General features: G+C 43.4%; 12 protein-coding genes. 8 read left to right on the forward strand and 4 right to left on the reverse strand.

Annotated elements, in window-relative coordinates; all coding sequences use genetic code 11:
- Nucleotides 1–5 precede the first annotated feature (5 nt).
- From D0T84_RS09175 to D0T84_RS09210, 8 genes are all read left to right on the forward strand, one after another.
- Complete coding sequence (locus tag D0T84_RS09175; protein WP_163307582.1) at nt 6–2,066, forward strand: beta-galactosidase; 2,061 nt, start codon at nt 6–8, stop codon at nt 2,064–2,066.
- 33 nt (nt 2,067–2,099) lie between these two features.
- The gene (locus D0T84_RS22900; protein ID WP_255495284.1) at nt 2,100–4,049 is read left to right on the forward strand and encodes a glycoside hydrolase family 97 protein; all 1,950 of its coding nucleotides are present in this window, start codon (nt 2,100–2,102) and stop codon (nt 4,047–4,049) included.
- A gap of 43 nt (nt 4,050–4,092) precedes the next feature.
- On the forward strand, nt 4,093–5,715 hold the full coding sequence (locus D0T84_RS09185) for an alpha-L-fucosidase (RefSeq protein WP_163307583.1): 1,623 nt from the start codon (nt 4,093–4,095) through the stop codon (nt 5,713–5,715).
- A gap of 30 nt (nt 5,716–5,745) precedes the next feature.
- Nucleotides 5,746–7,737 carry a glycoside hydrolase family 97 protein gene (locus D0T84_RS09190; RefSeq protein ID WP_163307584.1) on the forward strand — a complete coding sequence of 664 codons (1,992 nt, stop codon included), beginning with the start codon at nt 5,746–5,748 and terminating at the stop codon, nt 7,735–7,737.
- Between the two features lie 19 nt (nt 7,738–7,756).
- Nucleotides 7,757–8,629 carry an esterase family protein gene (locus D0T84_RS09195; RefSeq protein ID WP_163307585.1) on the forward strand — a complete coding sequence of 291 codons (873 nt, stop codon included), beginning with the start codon at nt 7,757–7,759 and terminating at the stop codon, nt 8,627–8,629.
- Nucleotides 8,630–8,888: 259 nt separating this feature from the next.
- Nucleotides 8,889–11,153 carry a glycoside hydrolase family 3 C-terminal domain-containing protein gene (locus D0T84_RS09200; RefSeq protein WP_163307586.1) on the forward strand — a complete coding sequence of 755 codons (2,265 nt, stop codon included), beginning with the start codon at nt 8,889–8,891 and terminating at the stop codon, nt 11,151–11,153.
- Nucleotides 11,154–11,155: 2 nt separating this feature from the next.
- Nucleotides 11,156–14,254, forward strand: coding sequence for a glycoside hydrolase family 2 TIM barrel-domain containing protein (locus D0T84_RS09205; protein ID WP_163307587.1), 3,099 nt, complete (start codon nt 11,156–11,158; stop codon nt 14,252–14,254).
- A 258-nt stretch (nt 14,255–14,512) separates the two neighbouring features.
- On the forward strand, nt 14,513–15,478 hold the full coding sequence (locus D0T84_RS09210) for a glycoside hydrolase family 43 protein (RefSeq protein ID WP_370525483.1): 966 nt from the start codon (nt 14,513–14,515) through the stop codon (nt 15,476–15,478).
- A gap of 141 nt (nt 15,479–15,619) precedes the next feature.
- On the opposite strand, the gene D0T84_RS09215 is transcribed toward D0T84_RS09210, so the two are convergent.
- Genes D0T84_RS09215 through D0T84_RS09230 form a run of 4 tightly spaced genes read right to left on the reverse strand, consistent with a single transcriptional unit; the run spans nt 15,620 to nt 20,506 of the window.
- Nucleotides 15,620–17,161 carry an alpha-L-fucosidase gene (locus tag D0T84_RS09215; protein ID WP_163307589.1) on the reverse strand — a complete coding sequence of 514 codons (1,542 nt, stop codon included), beginning with the start codon at nt 17,159–17,161 and terminating at the stop codon, nt 15,620–15,622.
- 21 nt (nt 17,162–17,182) lie between these two features.
- Nucleotides 17,183–19,135 carry a glycoside hydrolase family 97 protein gene (locus D0T84_RS09220; RefSeq protein ID WP_163307590.1) on the reverse strand — a complete coding sequence of 651 codons (1,953 nt, stop codon included), beginning with the start codon at nt 19,133–19,135 and terminating at the stop codon, nt 17,183–17,185.
- Between the two features lie 46 nt (nt 19,136–19,181).
- Nucleotides 19,182–19,571 carry an L-rhamnose mutarotase gene (locus D0T84_RS09225; protein WP_163307591.1) on the reverse strand — a complete coding sequence of 130 codons (390 nt, stop codon included), beginning with the start codon at nt 19,569–19,571 and terminating at the stop codon, nt 19,182–19,184.
- Nucleotides 19,572–19,573: 2 nt separating this feature from the next.
- The gene (locus D0T84_RS09230) at nt 19,574–20,506 is read right to left on the reverse strand and encodes an aldo/keto reductase (RefSeq protein WP_163307592.1); all 933 of its coding nucleotides are present in this window, start codon (nt 20,504–20,506) and stop codon (nt 19,574–19,576) included.
- Nucleotides 20,507–20,837: the final 331 nt, after the last annotated feature.

Consider the following 20,837-nt stretch of genomic DNA (forward strand, 5'->3'; position numbering starts at 1 on the left):
AATATATGAAAACAAAAAACGTTCTCTTTTTTTACCTGACGTTCCTTGCAGCTTTGCATGCCAAAGCACAATACTCGTTTGACAAACCTCTCTATGGTGCTGCCTATTATCACGAGTATATGCCCTACGAACGCTTGGATGAAGATATACGCCTTATGAAAAACGCAGAACTTACCGTTGTACGTGTAGGCGAATCTACCTGGGGAGTATTCGAACCACAGGAAGGCGTATTCGAATTTGAGTGGATGGATCGTATTATCGACAAGATGCATCAGGCTGGTATCAAAGTTATATTGGGAACACCCACCTATTCCATTCCGGCCTGGCTTGCTTACAAGCATCCGGAGGTAATGGCCGAACATCAGCGTGGAAATAAAGCCTATTATGGAATCAGGCAGAATATCGACTTCACCAATCCCACCTTTAAATATTACAGCGAGCGTATCATCCGTAAACTGATGGAAAGGTATGCCCAGCATCCCGGCGTTATCGGCTATCAGGTAGACAATGAAACCGAAGCACGGGGGGTAAACAACCGCGACTATTTCATCGGTTTCCGCAACTACATTAAAAACCGGTTTAACAATGACCTCAGCCTGCTTACCAAAGAGTGGGGCATGAACTACTGGGGTATGAATATCAATACCTGGGAAGAATTCTATACCCGTGATGGGGTAACCAGTCCATCCTACAAGAACGAATGGGAACGGTACAACCGAAAGCAGGTAGCCGATTTCCTGAACTGGCAATGCGACATAGTAAACGAATACAAACGTAAAGACCAGTTTGTAACACACTGCTTCATGCCCGACTTTCAGAACATCGATCAGGTAGAAAGTTTTCGCCAGATGCAATATCCTGCTATAAACGTTTATCACGATGTACAGGATAAACAAGACGGTCAGCGCATAGCCTATGCAGGCGACTTTGTGCGTACCGTAGCCAACAATAATTATATCGTCATGGAAACCAATGCTCAGGGCATAGGTTGGGATGCACGCACCCAATATCCCCCTTACGACAAACAATTGAGGCAAAACGTGTATGGGCATTACGCTTCCGGTGCCAACATGGTAGAATATTGGCATTGGTCTACTCTCCATTATGGACAGGAAACTTACTGGCGTGGCGTATTGGGACACGACCTTCAACCCAACCGTATATACAATGAATTTAAGACTACAGCCGAAGAGTTGAAAAGAATAGGTGACCGTATTGTTGATCTGAAAAAGAAGAATAAAGCAGCAATTCTATACAGCCACGACTCTTACCACGCTTTGGGCTTTATGCCTTATACCTACAAAAGCAATTATCCTATCGATATGGTACACAAGGCGCTCTACTTCCAGAATATCGAAGCCGATATAGTTCCTTGTGATAAAATGACTGATTTTAGCCAGTACGATATGCTGGTCATTCCTCCACTCTATGTCGCTACAGACGAATTACTGTTGGCTATAGACCTATTTGTAAAGGAGGGAGGGCATGTAGTGATGATGCACAAGAGCGGATATTGTAACGAACATTCGGCTGTCAGGTCTACGTTTGCCCCCGGACCATTACGCAAAGCCTGTGGATTTTATTATCAGGAATATTCCACCATTAGCGAAATGCCATTGAAAAACAATCCTTTTCAATTAGAGAACAAAAATCAGATAGGCGATTGGTATGAGTTCCTGATACCTGAAACAGCAGAGCCATTAGCATACGCAGAGCATCCATTTTTCGGAAAATGGCCTGTTATCACAGAAAATAAGTATGGCAAAGGAAAGCTGACTTATATAGGAACATATCCTTCGCAGGGATTACTAGACGCAATCGTAAGAAAGGCAGCCGTAGAAGCCAAAGTAATAGCTGCGGACAACCATACTTTCCCGATAATTCAACGCTCGGGAGTTAATAAATCGGGTAAAGCCATCCACTATATATTCAATTACAGTGGAGAAACGAAAGAAATTACCTACACATACCTACAGGCTAAGGAACTGATTTCGGGCAAAGCCGTACAATCAGGAGATAACATTGTATTGGAACCGTGGGAGGTATTTATTATGGAAGAAAAATAAATTGTCATATAAATAGAATATTAAATAATTATCATGAGAACACTTATCCTCAGCTTATTCCTATGTTTATCATTCGGGCTTTCGGCTCAGACTTTTACCCTGCAATCGCCCGATGGACAAATATCTTTGGACATCGACTCATCCGATGGACTTTCTTACTCCGTTTCTTACAAAGGTAAACAAGTGATAAATCCTTCGCCTCTGGGTTTTGAGTTTCAGAATGAGCCTGCCATGCATAAAGGCTTTACTTTGCTAAACACTCCCAAATCCACTTTGCAGAACGATTCTTGGACTCCTGTAGTAAAGAATAAGCATGCCCAAGTAGATGTGCAATGGAACGAGACACATCTTGCTTTGGTAGAAAAAGAAGGTGGAAAACGCCGGATGGATATCTTTTTCAGAGCCTACAACAATGGCATTGCCTTCCGTTATCAATTATATAGCAGTCAAACTATAGGCAACAGAGCCATGAGCCGCGAGCTGACCGGTTTTTCTGTGCCTTCTCACTCTCAGGCATGGGTGGCAGAATACGAACCTGCGTATACATCCAGTCAGGAAAGCGAATTCAATAAACAGTCTGTAACTAACTTAACAGTTCAAACTGTGGCAGGGCTTCCCTTGCTGATAGAAGTTGATAAGCAAAACTATCTGGCCATCACTGAAGCCAACATTGACAATTATCCGGGCTTCTATATCGGTCGAAAAGCAGACGATACCGAAGGACAAGTGTTGCTCACCACCAAACTGTCGCCATTACCGGGCGAAAAAGAAGATGGTATCAAAGCCCGCTTCTCTGACAAAACATATACTCCTTGGCGGGTAGTAATGGTAGGCGACAATCCCAGACACTTCATCGAATCCGAAATCGTACAATCTTTGAATCCGCCTTGCGCTATCCAGAATCCTTCATGGATAAAACCTGGCCTTTGCGCATGGGATCACTGGTGGAGCGGAGAGGTGAAAATGGAAATGCCTGTTATCAAAGAATACATTGATTTTGCCGCCGCACAGGGATGGCCTTATATGCTGATTGACTGGCAATGGTACGGACCATTCAACCAGCCTGAAGCCGATATTACCAAACCTGCGCCTCAAATCAATATGCCCGAAATACTCGCCTATGCCCGCGAGAAGAACGTGCGTATCTGGCTGTGGCTATACAGCACAGATACCAATCGTAACAACGCCTTCGAAGAAGCATTTGCTCTGTATCAGCAATGGGGCGTTGCCGGTGTAAAAATAGATTTCATGGATCGGGATGATCAAGAGATGGTAAACTGGTATCGCAAAGTCATCAAAAAAGCAGCCGAGCATCAACTTATGGTCAACTTCCACGGTTCTTACAAACCCGACGGTATAGAACGCACTTACCCCAATATGATAACCCGCGAAGGTGTACTTGGCGAAGAATACTCCAAGTTCTCCGACCGCATCATTCCCTCTCATAACGTTACTTTGCCTTTTACACGCATGTTGGCAGGGCCTATGGACTACACCCCCGGCGGATTTCTCAACGTTACACCCGAACAGTTTAAGAATCAATCGCCTACCATGATTATGAATACACGGTGTGCCGAACTATCCAAATTTGTGATTTATGAAAGCCCTTTCACCGTTTTCTGTGAACATCCCAAGCATGTATTGGGTCAACCCGGAAGCGACTTCTTGAAAATTGTTCCTACCGTATGGGATGATACCCGTTTTGGGGATGGTTATCCGGGAGAATTTGTAGTACAGGCTAAACGTTCGGGAAAAGACTGGTTCATAGGTGCCATGAATAATAACGTTTCGCGTACCATTACCATCCCTACCGACTATCTGCCTGCCGGAAAATATGAGTTGGAATATTGGGAAGATGCCAAAGACGCCGGAAAGAATCCTACAAAACTCCAAAAAGGCCGCATGGTGATAGAAGCCGGAAAACCGATAAAAATACAAATGGCAAACGGAGGAGGGTATGTGGCAGTCCTTAAACTACTCTAAATCATCCTAAACGATATTCTTAATAAAAAACACAGCCATAAATATGAATAAGAACATACTTAAAACACTGTTACTTTCCGCAGCTCTTACCGGCACTTTAGTTGCCTCCGCTCAACAAAAGAAGCAAGAACAGGCTCAGCAAGGTAAATTTCAACCGACCTGGGAATCCCTATCCCAATACGAAACTCCCGAATGGTTTCGGAATGCAAAATTTGGAATCTGGGCACATTGGGGTCCTCAGTGTCAGCCGGAGGCTGGCGACTGGTATGGCCGTGCCATGTACGAAGAAGGTGGCGATGCTTATAATTGTCACTTGGAAAAATACGGGCATCCTTCGAAATTTGGCTTTAAGGATGTAATCAACGAGTGGAAAGCCGAAAAATGGAATCCTGAAAAACTTGTCGCTCTCTATAAACGTGTAGGTGCGCAATACTTCTTCGCTATGGGGAACCACCACGACAATATGGACCTTTGGGACAGCAAATACCAGTCGTGGAACTCAGTAAATATGGGTCCTAAACGTGACATCTTAGCCGAATGGGAAAAAGCTGCCCGTAAAAACGATCTGCCCTATGGTGTGAGCATCCACTCTTCGCACGCCTGGACATGGTACGAAACCGGACAAGGCGCGGATAAAAAAGGCTCTTATGCAGGTATCTCCTACGATGCCCGTGTGGTAACCAAAGAAGATGGCAAAGGCAAATGGTGGGAAGGATACGACCCGCAGGAGCTATATGTGCAAAACCATGCCCTTAGCGGGCATGCTTGGGCTGCTTGGGACTGGCCCGAAGGTACATCTGTACCTGCCCAAGCCTATTATGATAACTTTTTCGACCGCACTGTTGATATGATAAACAGGTATAACCCCGACCTCGTTTATTTTGATGATAGCGTGTTGCCTTTCTGGCCTATCGACAACACAGGTCTGGATGTTGTAGCCCACTACTACAACCACAACATGAAACAGAATAACGGTAAGCTCAACGCTGTTGTCTTCGGCAAAAAATTACAAGACCAGCACAAAGAAGCCATTGTATGGGATGTAGAAAAAGGCGTACCATCCCAGTTGCAAGATAAAGCATGGCAAACTTGTTCCTGTCTCGGCACCTGGCACTACAATCGTTCTACTTATGTAGACAATTGGTACAAGTCGGGCAAAATGGTTATTCACATGCTTATTGATATTGTCAGCAAGAACGGAAACCTGTTGTTAAGCGTCCCTATGAGAGGAGATGGAACCATTGACGATAAAGAAGAAAAGATACTGGAAGATATTGCCGCATGGATGGACATCAACAAAGAAGGAATCTTTGACACACGTCCCTGGCGTATTTTCGGAGAAGGCCCTGCCGCTGAAACAGCTATTCCTTTGGATGGTGCAGGCTTCAACGAGGGTAAAAATGAGCCTTATACCTCCAAAGACATACGTTTTGTAGAGAAAGGTAAAGCCCTTTATGCCCACATTTTGGAGTGGCCGACAGACGGAAAAGTCTTAATCAAATCCCTGGCATCGGATAGCCCTTACTATACCAGCAAGATAAACAAAGTAGAAATGCTGGGAGGTGGTAAAGCAGATTTTCGGAGGACTAATGAAGGCCTGTTGGTAAATTTACCGAAGGGTAAGAAACCGAATGACATATCTTTCGTATTGAAGATAACGAACTAATATTCATACTATTATAATTTAATATTAAATATGAAAAAAAGTATTTTTGCTTTCTTGTGTATGGCTCTAGCCTTAAGTGCACAAGCCCAAAAACAGTTTACTGCCATATCGCCCGACGGAAGAATAGCAACCACCGTCATTCTGGGCGACAAATTAAACTACTCCATCGCTCACGATGGGGAAACCATTCTCCACGAATCACCTATCTCGCTTACACTCAGCAGTGGAGAGGTATGGGGAGAGAAGCCCCAACTATCTCAAAGCTCCCAAAAGAATATCCGGCAAACTATTAACTCACCCTTCTATCGTAAAGACAAGATTGAAGACGAATATACCCTGCTTACCCTTGACTTCAAGAAACAGTGGGGCGTTGAATTTCGGGTTTATAATGATGGAGTAGCTTACCGTTTTGTCAACAAAGGTACGAAAGCATTTACTATAGCGGGCGAAGAAGTGGCTTACAACTTTGGCAATGATGTTACTACTACTGTGCCTTATGTGATGTATGGAGAAGATGGTAATTATGAATCACAGTTCCACACCTCTTTTGAAAATACTTATATTACAGATAAACTTTCGAAGCTCAATAAACAGCGTCTTATGTTCCTGCCATTGGTAGCCGAAACTCCCAGCGGAAAGAAAATTTGTATCAGCGAATCCGACCTCGAAAGTTATCCGGGGCTTTTCCTGACTAACGCACAAGGTAACCATTCTCTCACAGGGATGTTTGCTCCTTATCCGCGGGCGAGCAAATTAGGCGGGCACAACATGCTGCAATTTGAAGTAACCGAGCGCGAACCCTATATCGCCAAAGTAAGCGGCCCCCGAACTTTTCCCTGGCGCATGGCTATCGTTACTACTACCGACAAAGATTTGGCCGATAACGATATGACATACAAGCTGGCAGCACCTTCGCGCATCTCGGATATTTCATGGATTAAACCCGGAAAAGTAGCGTGGGACTGGTGGAACGATTGGAATATTACCGGAGTAGATTTCATTTCGGGTATCAACAACGATACATATAAATTCTACATTGATTTCGCCGCTGCCAACGGTATAGAATATGTTATTCTGGACGAAGGATGGGCTGTAAATCTGAAAGCTGACCTTATGCAGGTAGTAGACGAAATAGACCTCAAAGAGCTGGTAGACTATGGCAAAGCTAAAAATGTAGATATCATTCTTTGGGCAGGTTATCACGCTTTCAACCGCGATATGGAAAACGTATGCCGCCATTATTCAGAAATGGGAGTGAAAGGTTTCAAAGTAGATTTTATGGACAGGGACGACCAGGAAATGGTAGAATTCAACTATCGTGCTGCCGCCACCTGTGCCAAGTACAACATGATACTCGACCTGCACGGCATGTACAAACCGGCAGGACTGAACCGCACTTATCCCAACGTACTGAACTTTGAAGGCGTACACGGATTGGAGCAAATGAAATGGTCGTCTGCCAACGTAGACCAGATGAAGTATGATGTAACCATCCCTTTTATCCGTCAGGTAGCCGGCCCGGTGGATTATACACAAGGAGCTATGCGTAATGGAGCAAAAGGAAATTATCATCCTTCTATCTCTCAACCTATGAGTCAGGGAACCCGCTGCCACCAACTGGCGAGTTATGTTGTGTTCGAATCCCCTTTCAACATGCTCTGCGATACGCCTACCAATTACATGCGCGAAGCCGAGTCCTTAGAATTTATTGCCGCTATCCCTACAGTATGGGACGAAACCATTATCTTAGATGGCAAGATGGGAGAATACATCGTTACTGCCCGTAGAAAAGGAAATGTATGGTACATCGGTGGAATGACCAACTGGGACGCCCGCAACCTGAAAGTAGACCTTTCTTTCCTTGGCGAAAAGGCTCGCACAACCACTCTTTTTAAAGATGGAGTGAATGCGCACCGCAATGGGGAAGATTATAAAAAAGAGAGTATTCAGCTGAAAGGCAAAAAAGATCTTGATATCCATTTAGCACCGGGAGGCGGTTTTGCACTTCGGGTAGAAATATAAAATGCAAGGAAAGAACTATATGAAACGAATCATTTTATTAACAGTCGCGCTATACCAAATATGTTTAGCATTTGCTCAATGGGGACCACAAAGCAAAGTAGAAAGCCACAGTTTGCAAAGTAAAGTCCTCGGTACTGAGCGGGAATATACTATCTACCTTCCCAAAAGCTATGAAGCTGAAACAGACAGGAAATATCCTATCCTATATCTCCTTCATGGCATGACTGATACTGATAAAGCCTGGTTTTGGCGGGGACATGTACATGAAGTCATGGATCAGCTTGTCGCTTCTGGCGAAGCCGTAGAAATGATTATCGTATCACCTAATGCAGGAGGCAGTTTCGAGGAAGGTAACTGGAACGGTTACTTCGACATGCCCGGCTGGAAGTACGAAACATTCTTTTTCACCGAATTTCTGCCACATATCGAGAGTACTTATCGGGTAACCGGTGGTAAATCGCACCGTAGTGTTGCAGGTCTTTCTATGGGTGGGGGTGGAGCTGCTGCTTACGCACAAAAGCATCCCGAGCTGTTCTCTTCCGCTTATGCAATAAGTGCCTTAATGAACATTCCTGAACATGGAGCAGCCCAACCCCGCGAACCTGGTGATAAACTGGCTATCCTTACGCAATCCGTCAAAGACAATAGTTGCGTGAAGTATGTAATAGAAGCCGATGAGGAATGCAAAAAGCAATTGCGCACAGTCAAATGGTTTGTAGATTGCGGCGATGATGATTTCCTATTGGACAGAAACATAGAGTTCTTCCAAGCCATGCGCAAAGCCCATATTCCCTGTGAGTTCCGCATGCGTGACGGCGGACATACATGGGAGTACTTTCATTCGGCGCTTTATACCTGTTTGCCGTTTTTGAGCCGTAATTTTGGAAAATGATATTCTAAATATAAGTAACTGTATTCAGGCTCTAAACAAATGATTCATTTGTTTAGAGTTTGTTTTTTTTCTTAGCTGCTTAAATATATTAATATAAGGCCATGTATCGGGTATCCATACATTTCTTTCTTGCATATTGTAACATTTCTACCCCTCATTTATAACATTACATCCCCCTCCATAAGTCTTTTACAAAACATTTAAGCCAGCCGTTTCATTCTCCTCTTCTTATCTTTGTATCTTATTAAATTTTAAATCCATGAAACGAATCTTTAAAACTGGTACTCTGCTTATGCTCCTAGCCACTATGGCAGGATGTAGCAACACCTCACAAAACACTCCTCAGGAGAAACTCACCGTAAACGATAAGAAGATCAATGAAATCATCGCCCAGATGACTCTTGAAGAAAAAGTGGAAATGCTGCACAGCAAAACCATTATGTCTTCCGAAGGGATTCCCCGTCTGGGTATTCAGGATATTAAATATGCTGACGGGCCATTTGCCGTTCGTGAAGAGATAGGAGACGGTTTTCAACCTATGAACTGGACAACTGACTCCGCGACTTATTACCCAACAGGTTCTGCATTGGCGGCCACATGGTCTTACGACTTAGCCTACGATTATGGTAACGCTCTCGGAACCGAAGCCCGCCGTCGCGGTAAAGACATCATACTTGGACCGGCCATGAATATTCAGCGTTTGCCTGTAGGAGGACGTACTTACGAGTATTTCAGCGAAGACCCCGCCCTTAATGCAGTATTGGCTGTTGGATATACCAAAGGTATGCAGGATGCAGGAACAGCTGCCTGTCTTAAACATTACGCACTCAACAATCAGGAAACGAACCGTGGCAGCATAGATGTGATTATTGCCGAAAGACCTATGCGTGAGATTTATCTCAAGGCTTTCGAAGCTGCGGTAAAAGAAGGAGGCGCCATGTGTGTGATGCCTGCTTACAATAAAGTAAACGGATATTACGGCTCTGAAAATAATCACCTCAACAACGTAATCCTACGTGGCGAATGGGGTTTTAAAGGCATGACCGTATCCGATTGGGGAGGTACACACAGTACTATGGGAGCCGCATTGGGAGGCCTCAATGTACAGATGACAGGAGATGAGTACCTCGGCCCTCCATTGATTGACTCGGTGCGCGCAGGTAAGATAAACGAATCGGTAATAGATGATAAAGTACGCGAAATCCTTCGTCTACGTTTTGCAATTGAAGCTATCCCGAACGAAAAAGCCAATACTGTAAAAATATCCCAGAAGGAACAACAGCAAGTAGCTTACAACGTGGCTGCAAAATCCATCGTACTTCTTAAAAACGAAAAGGCTGTACTTCCTATCAATACCAAGGAAACAAAAAAGATAGCTGTGATAGGATTGAATGCCACAGCGACAACAGCTTCGGGCGGAATGGGAGCCGGAGCCAAAACACCTTACGAAATAACTCCGCTGCAAGGACTTAAAAACCGCATCGGCAATGATGTGGAAATACTATACGCCCCTGCTTATAAAAATTACATGGGTATGTTTGCAGGCAGTAAAGCCAATACGCCTGAAATTGCTCAAACCCTTGACGAAGCACCCGATGCCGCGTTATTGGCCGAAGCAATCGCTGCTGCCCGTAATGCCGACCTCGTCCTGTTCTTTGCAGGAACGAACAAATTCATTGAGAGTGAAGGTATCGACCGCGAAAATATTCTTCTGCCTGTTAGTCAGGATATAATTATAGCTAAACTAGCCGAAGTGAATCCGAATATCGTAACTGTAGTAGTATCAGGTGGCCCTTGCGACCTTAGAATAGTGGAGAAGAAATCAAATGCTATTGTTCAGGCTTGGTGGAACGGTCTTGAAGGTGGACACGCCTTGGCAGATGTACTGCTTGGAAATATTTCGCCTTCGGGAAAACTTCCTTTCACTTTCCCTCTGAAACTTGAAGATTCACCTGCATACGCTTTGGGTAATTTCTCGAAAGAAGTAGTGAGTGATGGAGACGTTTTTGCCGCTCAATTTAGACACGATATTGTGGGAGAAACCGAGTACGACCATAACGTCAATTCTCCTAAAGCACACTATTCCGAAGGTCTGCTTGTAGGATACCGTTGGTTCGATACTAAAAACATGCCGGTTCTTTATCCTTTTGGTCATGGCTTGTCTTATGCAAGTTTCGACTATGCCAACATCAAAAGCGATAAGAGTAAATATGCTGCTAACGATGTCATAAAAATCAGTTTCGATGTAACGAATAAAGGCTCTATGGAAGCAGACGAAGTAGTACAACTTTATGTTCGCCGTCCCGATGCAAAAGTGGAATGGCCGTACAAAGAACTGAAAGCCTTCAAACGGGCTACAATTGCCGCGGGTAAAACTCAAACGGTTACGCTCGAAGTTCCCGTTGCCGAACTGCGCTACTGGGACGAGGCAACCAATGGCTGGAAACTTGAAAGCGGAACTATCGAAGTACTTGTAGGAACTTCTTCTGCTAAACTACCTTTGACAACCAAAATAACCATCTAAAGATGAGACGAAAACTATTCATGTTTTTGCTATTGGGCACGGCTTATGCTAGTGCCCAAGTAGTTTCTGACTGGGAGAATCCGGCTGTAGTAGGCATCAACAAAGAACATTACCATGCCACTCTTACACTGCCTTCCAAGAAAGCTGATTGCAGGGAAATCGTATCATTAGATGGTAAATGGCGATTCAAATGGTCTCCTGACCCTGAAAGCCGCCCTGTTGACTTTTATAAAAATGATTTCAATACGGACGGGTGGGACATGATTGTAGTGCCGGGATCGTGGCAGTTGCAAGGCTATGGCAAACCCATATATACTAATGTAAGCTATCCTTTTCAGAAAGACGAACCTAAAGTTACAAGCCAACCTCCAGTAGAATATTACAGCTATGAGAACAGGAATCCTATCGGCTCTTATGTAACAACATTTGAGGTTAAGCCCGAAATGAAAGATAAGCGCCTATACCTACACTTCGAAGGCGTAAAATCGGCCATGTATGTTTGGATGAACGGAGAAAAAGTAGGTTACAGCCAAAACTCTATGTCGCCTGCCGAATTCGATGTGACTGATTTTGTTAAATCAGGGACAAATCGTTTGGCTGTAGAAGTTTATAGGTGGTCGGACGGAAGCTATCTCGAAGATCAGGATATGTGGCGGCTTAGCGGAATATTCAGACCGGTAGAACTATGGGTGCGCCCACAGGCACATATCAGAGATTATGCAATATCCACCGACCTTTCGAAAAATATGAGTTCGGCAGCATTCCAAACAAAGGTATGGGTAAGAAACCAAACCAACCGGGAGACAAAAGACCTGTCATTGGAAGTAACACTTACGGGACAGGATAACAGCGGAAATAAAATCAATAAAATAATGACAACTTCGGTGAGTGCTATTGAAGCTTTATCGGAGGAGTGTGTTACATTGTCCGAAATCATCAAAGAACCCCGGTTATGGTCTGCCGAGAAACCCTATTTATATGATGTGAATATAAAGCTTCTCAACAAGAATGATATATTGGAATCGTTCGACTACCATTGGGGCATACGAAAAATAGAAATCGTAGGAGACGTATTCACGGTCAACGGAAAAGCCATTAAGCTGAAAGGGGTCAATCGCCATGACTATCATCCCCGGACCGGCTTCTATGTCGATCCCCAAACGATGGAAAAAGATATCCAACTGATGAAACAGGCCAATATCAACATGGTGCGCACATCTCACTACCCACATCTGCCTTTGTTGTACGAATTGTGCGACAAATATGGGCTTTATGTGATGGATGAAGCCAATCATGAAAGCCATGCATACGGCTTGGGAAGCAAAGATTTGGGAGATAATCCAAGATGGACGCTGGCGCATGTCGACAGGGCTGTATCTATGGTAGAAAGAGATAAAAACCATCCGAGCATTATATTTTGGTCTTTGGGCAACGAAGGCGGAAGCGGGCTTAATCTGCGGGCTATGGCAGATACGGTTCGGGCTTTAGATGCCAGCAGACCTGTATATGACGATACCGACAGATCGGTTTCCGACGTCTACGACGAAGCCTATCTAAGCCCCGAAGCCTTTAAAGCTCTGGGTGAGAAGATAACCGACCGCCCCGTATTTATGCGGGAATATGCTTATGCTATGGGAAATTCTATCGGCAATTTCAGAGAATACTGGGATGTTATCGAAGCTGACGAAAGTATCATAGGTGCAGCCATCTGGTGCTGGGTAGATCAGGGAATTCCAAAGAGATTAGACGGTTCACCATTAAGATATGATGATAATCCTTCACTACTAAAATTGAAGTCCGGTGAATTTTGGGCTTACGGGGGAGATTTCGACGATCACCCCAATGATGGACCTACCGGTATCAACGGGCTGGTATCTCCCGACCGGATACCCCACCCTCACTATTATGAGGTGCAAAAGGTTTATCAATATATAAGGTTCGAAAAGGAAGGAGAGTCACGAATCAAACTGACAAACATGTATGATTTCTCCGGTTTGGATGAATTTGATTACAGCTACGAGTGGATATGCAATGGAAAGATAGTTAACAATGATAAGCTTAAGTTGCTTGAAGGGAATGTTCTGGAAGTTCCATCAAAACCAAATAGTCAGGGAGAGCTTTTCTTAAACATATACGCAACTCTGAAAGAATCCACTATGTGGGCAGAGAAGGGCTTTGTAGTGGCCAAAGAACAATTTGCTTACAACAATTTCGAAACACCAGAAATGACGAATGAAGGGGAAAAAGCAAGCTTTAAAGAAACTACCGATGCCATTGACATAACCGCCGGAAACATAGCATTCTGCATTGAAAAGACCACTGGTGCATTGGCAAGCTGGAAAGTAAATGGAAATGAATTGTTACGCGGAGCATTAGAACCTTACTTCTGGAAACCTGCTAATGATATTCAGGTTCGGAATGGCTACAACGAACGTCTAGGCGCATGGAAGAATGCAGGACAGGAACGAATTGTCAAAACCTGCAAAACAAGTATGAAAGAAGGATTGGTAATAGTTGATATCAACATGTCCCTACCAACCATAGGAGCCGGATATGAGCTTCGCTACACAGTAAACGGTGCTGGACAGATGCAAGTGAAAGCCTCCTATCAGCCTGAAAAAGAAGATATTCCTCTTATGCCAAAATTTGGTATGAGGATGCGTCTTCCTTCTGATATGAATCAGGTAGAATGGTACGGGCGTGGCGAAATTGAAAATTATCCCGACCGTAAAAGCGCAGCCTTTATGGGGCTTTATCGCCGACCGTTGAATGAGTTTATCACAGACTATATCGTACCTCAGGACAATGGCAACAGATGCGATGTGCGTTGGTTCTCGCTGGGCGATAGTGCTAAAAAAGGAGTAAAAGTCACAGGTCTGCAACCATTGTGTTTCCGTGCATGGCCTTACGGTGAAGAAGACCTCGATGGGAAAAAGCATCCGCACGAACTACCCGAACGTGACTTTATCAATCTGAATATAGATTTAAATATCCACGGAGTAGGTGGCGATGATGGCTGGGGAGCCCGCACAATGGATAAATATACTATCGATGGAAATCTACCTTATAGATATGGGTTTGTGATGGAGTATAAGGATTGAATACCTGTAGATATTGAAAAGAGCCTCTTTATAAAAAAGAGGCTCTTTTTTCAACTATACAGTTTTGGGGAGGAAGTAGAAGTCGAACTAAAAACAGAAACATGTTACATAGAGAAAAGAAGATGTATCATTTCACGCCGTTCTTTTTATGGATAATGAGTAGATTTGCCAAAAGCAATCTGAATTGAAATAATACATGTAACTAAAAAACGAACAGTTATGAAAAAAAGTAGCTTATTAATATGTTTGGGTATTTATATGCTTATAGGGTGTACACCGAAGAGCCAATTGCCGACATTTACGAATACCGGCAACCCTCTGATAAAAGACAAATTCACAGCTGATCCAGCGCCTATGGTTCATAATGGAAAGCTATATTTGTATGTGGGGCAGGATGAATATTATGAGGGGCAGGATACCGCTTCCGGAGGAAAAGAGTTCAACATTACGAAATGGTTATGCTACTCTACCGAAGATATGCAAACATGGACAGACCACGGCTGTGTATTGAAGCCTACCGACTTTAGTTGGGGAGTGGGCGAAGCATGGGCGTCGCAAGTTATCGAGAAAGAAGGGAAATTCTATTATTATACCACAGTGCAGGCTGGCCCGCCATATAACAGTAAAGTGATAGGAGTAGCCATAAGCGACAGCCCTACAGGACCATTCACAGACCCTATAGGCAAACCTCTGGTAACAGATGATATGACATCGAACGGCCCACGGGGATGGTGGAATGATATTGATCCCACAGCTTTTATAGATGATAATGGGCAGGCATGGCTCTGCTGGGGGAATGGTACTTGTTTTCTTGTCAAGCTCAAACCCAATATGGTGGAACTTGATGGAGAGATTATGGTAGTGGATTTGCCCAAGTACATGGAAGGCCCTTGGCTACATAAACGTGGTAATATTTATTACCTCACGTATGCATCGATGGGTGCAGACAGGGAAGCTATAGCTTACGCCACAGCTTTGTCAATGGAAGGGCCGTGGACTCCACATGGAGAATTAACAGGGATGGCAGAGAATAGTTTTACTATTCATCCGGGTATTATTGAGTTCAAAGGGAAGTGGTACTTGTTTTATCACAATGCTGTACTAACGATAGATGGTCATCCTGGTGCTATAGGACGCCGTAGTGTTTGTGTGGATGAATTACTCTACAATCCTGATGGTACCATGAAGTTTGTAAAACAAACTAAAGAAGGCATTGCCAAATAAGTAAATTCCCAAATTGATAGTGGTAATAAAAAGATTGTCAGGGATGAATATCTTTTATACTATAATTTTGAGTGTGTAGCATTATCTACACACTCAAAACTTAAAGCTATATCCACTTCCTGAATTACTGCAAAGATTTTCTTAAAATCCATGTTTCATTACCTCATTCACAGCTTCCGATTGGAGATGTTCGCCCACTTTCCTGTCGAAAGATATTTTGAAAGAATATGCATGTTCACAAGGTTTGTTTTTTGGGAAAGATAGTTTAAGCCCCTCTTTGGTTTGTTCCCAGCTTATTTTTTCGTCAGAGCCCAACAGTCTAACATTCTGTATTACAGCATCAGAAACAGCTTCTTTATTCAACGATTTTATGAGTAAACCGCTATCATCCCAATTTAGTGCAATAGCATAAAAATCGTTGCCTTTGGTTGTAAAACGAATATCCTGCGCTGTATAAACGGTTGCATCATTGTCTGTAAAAGACCCTTTTGTCGGTTCAGCATTTCCTTCTCCAAACTTCTTCCAGCAGCGTGTCCCATAAATGGCTTCTCCATTTACATCCAGCCATTTACCGATGGACAGAAGAACCGCTTTCTGTTCTTCAGTAATCGTTCCGTCAGCGCGTGGGCCGATGTTCAACAACAGATTTCCGTTTTTACTAACTATGTCAATCAGGTCGTGAATAATTTGCCCGGGAGTTTTATTCTCTTCGCCATCGATGTATGACCATGATTTTTTGCCGACAGATGTATCGGTTTGCCAAGGGTACTGCATCATCTTTCCTGATTTTCCTCGCTCTACATCCCATACATGCACATTGGTAGGATATCCCTGTTTGGTATTTACCACCACGCCCTCATTCCAGTCGATAGCATTATTGTAGTAATAAGCCATGAATTTATTGAAATAAGGCATCAAAACCGGATTGTTTACTGTCCAGTCGAACCATATCAGTTTAGGTTCGTATTTATCAACCAGTTCGTAGGTGTGAGTAAGCCACTCGCGTGCAAAATCTTCAGTGTACTTTTCGCTCTCGTAGCGTTTGCCATACAGAGAGATGTTCATATCCTGCACATCCGACGGAAATTGCATGCCTCCGTTAAAAAACCAGGCATTTTCGGCTCTGTGAGTAGATAGCCCGAAAACAAGTCCGTTCTTTTCTATGGCTTTTTTCAGTAATCCCAGGATGTCTTTTTTAGGGCCCATTTTCACTGCGTTCCATTCATTAAGGTCGCTATCGTACATCGCAAATCCGTCGTGATGTTCGGCAACAGGAACAATGTACTTAGCTCCCGATTTCTTAAATAAATCGGCCCACTCGTCAGCGTCAAATTTTTCAGCTTTGAACATTGGGATAAAATCTTTGTAACCGAACTTATCCTGCTGACCCCATGTCTCAATGTGGTGTTTATAGGCTACATGGTCTTTCTGATACATGTTGCGGGGATACCATTCGCTGTCGAAGGCGGGCACGGCATAAGCCCCCCAATGAATGAATATTCCGAATTTGGCATCAACAAACCATTCGGGAAACTTATAGTTCTCGGCTATATTCTGCCAATTGTCCTGAAAAACTTCCGTACCCTTGGGTGAGGCCACAGAGTCGATGTTGTAGCTCCTTTTTCCTGATTGGCAGGTGAGAAACAACGCTACGGTTAATAATACATACAGGTTCTTTTTCATGAGTAAATATTTAGAGTCTGTTTATTCGTTTGATTGTACCAATATTATGCCCCCTTCAGGTTGAATAACAATTTGTACTTTTGCAGGGTCTTTAACCTCTGCTTTATCCACTACCAACTGCCGTTGTTTATCATCTTTATAGCAAACAGCCTCATTTCCTTTCGAGAGCATGGGCAGATTGAGAGTCAGTTTTAATACGTCTTTTTGAGCATTAACGCCTGCTATGTACCAATTATCTTTATGGCGGCGAGCCAGTACGCAATACTTTCCCGGATAGCCATCCAGAAAGACAGTTTCATCCCATGTGGTTGGTACATCTTTCATGAACTCAATGGCTGCATGTGGGCCATCGGTCAGGTTATTAGGCGCTAACGCAAAAAATTGAACAGGGTTTTGAAATAACACAGCGGTTGCCAATTGGAAAGCATCGGTCGTTTTCCGGATAGAACCTCCGTCGTTGGTGCGGTTGTGACGCTTATTCAACAATGTACCGCCAAACTCCATACATCCTACGGCATTACGGATGAATGGGTGCAAAGAGGCATTCATCGCTTCAATATCGTTCATGTGCTGACTAAAAATCAGGGTTTCGGAGGCCAATACGGCTTCGCTGCCCACATAGTTGGGATACATCCGTTCCCATCCGCGCGGCAGCGTACATCCATGAAAGACTGCCATTAGCCCATAATCATCGGCATCACTTAAAATGCCTTCGTACAGGCGCATCGTTTCTTGCTTGTCACCCCCAAAGAAATCGACTTTTATGCCTTTTACGCCCATCTTCTCCATCCATTTCATTTCCCTCTTGCGGGCTATGGCATTGTCCATAATATTTATAGGCCCTTGCTCAATATCATTCCAATATCCACTGGAACTATACCATAAAAAGACATCGACATTCTTACTTTGTGCATATTTGATTAGTTCCTCTATACGATCGTATCCAATATTTACATCCCACCAACTATCAATCAACACATACTCATAGCCCATAGAAGCTGCAAGGTCAATGTAGCGAACCTGATCTTCATAATTGATGCTTTCGTCCTGCCACATAATCCAACTCCATGTGCCCCGGCCATAGCGGTACTGGTGTTTGGTTTCGTAAAGCGGCTTTACCACATCCCACGGTATGGTGGTTTCAACAATCGGTTTCAGGTTATCTGCCACGGTGATAGTGCGCCAGGGTGTATTTCCCGGCAGACCAATTCCCGGTGTTGTGGTGCCATTACCGTTGTTTTCTTCAGGCATTGGAAATTCGAGCGTATAAAGTCCGTTAGGGTCTGCATCGCTCAGGCGTGAAGCGCAATACTTACTGTCCACTCCTGTTTCGCTAATGAGAGCCCATCCATCTTCACCTACACGAAACAGGGCAGGGAAAGTAAATCCTCTGCCATACTGCGAACGTTCGGTAATGGGGGCATCCACTTTATAGACTTCTTCGTAGCTGGGTTTTGTACGTTTCCAACCAATCATCGGGTCGCTTTGAGGAGATAGGAAGGTTGTGGTATATAGAGGAAAATCAAAGCCTGTTGCTTCCTTTAAAATAACCATGCTCGCAGTTTCTCCTTTTTTCTGTATTTCATATCTGAATGCAATATCATTATTGCTCACCTGAAATATTACATTAAAGGCGTGGAAATCTGCATTAGTTAATTTTACGACTAATTTATTGGCCGAATAATGAATGTGTGACTGTTTGATTCGGCCGAGGATATATGATTCATCTACAACACTTTTTTCTGAGCCTATTAGCGAAAGTTTTTTACTAAAGTCCCCGATATTGGTAAGGAGTCCTAATGGAGATGCTTCCAGAATGGTTTTATCTTTATAGGTGACGGAGTAGAGAAGACTGCCCGCTTCTAGTTGTAGGTTCACTTTGAGATTTGAATCGGGGCTGGACACAACTAATTCCTGTGCTTTGGCAAAAGAAATAGTCAATATACAGATGAGTAGTAGATGTAATTTTTTCATATATTTTTTATTTGTAATTTTTAATCGTTTAGAGTCTGTTTAAATTTTATTCATAAAGATTAAATATTCTATCCATTAATTGCCATTTCTCATTCGAAGCAGCATTTGGGTCTGCTACCTGAAAAACAGACATATATTCCTCCCACTCGGCTTGGCGTGGCAATGTTGCTAATATTGAGAATGCTTTATCCCAATCAAAGTCGAGAGGTGTTTCCACTATCATAAACAGACGATTTCCGAATAGATATATTTCCATTTCCAGTATCCCTACTTCCCTTATCCCATCTCTGACAATAGGCCAATGCTCTTCGGCGCTATGCCTCTTTACATATTCATTAATGAGCTGAGGGTCATTTTTCAAGTCAAGAGTCTGACAATATCTTTTGGTCGGAAAATCATATTTCTTTGATTTATATCCTGATGCTTTTGTTTCCATATTCAACTATTTAGCCATGTGTCTCGAAAACGAGGTTTTAATATAGTGTGCACCTCATCCAGCAGTTCTTCATTCAAAGCCTCTTTTGCCCATTTTATATTTTGCAATACTGCTTCGGGACGTGATGTGCTGAATAATGTAGTTGCAATGCGCGGATTGGATACCGAATATTTAACAGCCAGTTGCTCAATTGCTATACCCTTCGATTCACAATGGTTAACCGCTTTTCTACACAAATCCTGCAAAGGCTTGGGTGCGGGATGCCAATCGGGAGCGCCGCGTTTGGTCAGTAATCCCATTGAGAAAGGAGAAGCATTGATCACCCCTATCCCCTTTTCCTCAAAATAATCGAGATAATCTGTTAAGGCATCATCATTGAGACAATAATGACAGAAAGAAAGTACGCTTTCTACTGTTCCTGACGGTACATGGTCAATTACGTACCTAAAATGGCGCAAAGTCAGGTTAGTAATCCCTACGTGTTTTACAATACCCCTGTTTCTTAATTCCACTAAGGCAGGAAGAGTTTCATTACAAATCTGCTCTAGGTCGGCAAACTCAATATCATGGACATTAATCAGATCGATATAGTCGACATTCAGTCGTTCCATGCTTTCGTCAACACTTTCAATAGTTTTCTGAGCTGAATAGTCCCAATGATTCACACCGTTTTTGCCGTAGCGCCCTACTTTTGTAGACAGGTAATATTTATTACGTTCTATATCTTTCAAGGCTTTACCCAAAACCGTTTCGGCTTTGAGATGCCCATAATAAGGAGAGACATCAATGAAATTGATACCGTTTTCTACTGCTGTATGCACTGCTTTTATGCCTTCTTCCTCTTTGATTGAATGAAAAACACTACCTAATGACGAAGCTCCAAAGCTGAGGTTGGAGACCTTCATTCCGGTCTTTCCTATTTCTCTATATTCCACGATATTATATTTATGCCAATCAGTAGTTGATTAGTTAAATGTTCAATTTCATTAGTCGTTTTACATACGCTTCGCTCCTGTGAACGTTGTTTGTCGAGACTCGGCATAACATGAATTTCTAATTCAGTTCTGCCCTCGCTAGTTAAAACGTTCTTTTATTTTTTACATAAAAGCTATCCTAGGCTAAATACTTTAGTGGCAGCTCTCTACTGCCGCGCCCTCCCGGGCTTGCCCCTTCTTTTGGCATTGCCCAAAAGAAGGCAAAAGGCTAGTGCTTCGTCCCTCGGCGACCCACCAACGGCTTGCCGGCTAAACGGGACGAAACTCGCCT

This window comes from Dysgonomonas sp. 521 (assembly GCF_010501055.1).
Lineage (GTDB): Bacteria > Bacteroidota > Bacteroidia > Bacteroidales > Dysgonomonadaceae > Dysgonomonas.

Bases quoted from the DNA above. Each gene is read 5' to 3' on its own strand.
- D0T84_RS09195 (WP_163307585.1), top strand. From the start codon at position 7,757: ATGAAACGAATCATTTTATTAACAGTCGCGCTATACCAAATATGTTTA.
- D0T84_RS09205 (WP_163307587.1), top strand. From the start codon at position 11,156: ATGAGACGAAAACTATTCATGTTTTTGCTATTGGGCACGGCTTATGCT.
- D0T84_RS09175 (WP_163307582.1), top strand. From the start codon at position 6: ATGAAAACAAAAAACGTTCTCTTTTTTTACCTGACGTTCCTTGCAGCT.
- D0T84_RS09185 (WP_163307583.1), top strand. From the start codon at position 4,093: ATGAATAAGAACATACTTAAAACACTGTTACTTTCCGCAGCTCTTACC.
- D0T84_RS09220 (WP_163307590.1), bottom strand. From the start codon at position 19,135: ATGAAAAAATTACATCTACTACTCATCTGTATATTGACTATTTCTTTT.
- D0T84_RS09215 (WP_163307589.1), bottom strand. From the start codon at position 17,161: ATGAAAAAGAACCTGTATGTATTATTAACCGTAGCGTTGTTTCTCACC.
- D0T84_RS09190 (WP_163307584.1), top strand. From the start codon at position 5,746: ATGAAAAAAAGTATTTTTGCTTTCTTGTGTATGGCTCTAGCCTTAAGT.
- D0T84_RS09210 (WP_370525483.1), top strand. From the start codon at position 14,513: ATGCTTATAGGGTGTACACCGAAGAGCCAATTGCCGACATTTACGAAT.
- D0T84_RS22900 (WP_255495284.1), top strand. From the start codon at position 2,100: ATGAGAACACTTATCCTCAGCTTATTCCTATGTTTATCATTCGGGCTT.
- D0T84_RS09225 (WP_163307591.1), bottom strand. From the start codon at position 19,571: ATGGAAACAAAAGCATCAGGATATAAATCAAAGAAATATGATTTTCCG.
- D0T84_RS09200 (WP_163307586.1), top strand. From the start codon at position 8,889: ATGAAACGAATCTTTAAAACTGGTACTCTGCTTATGCTCCTAGCCACT.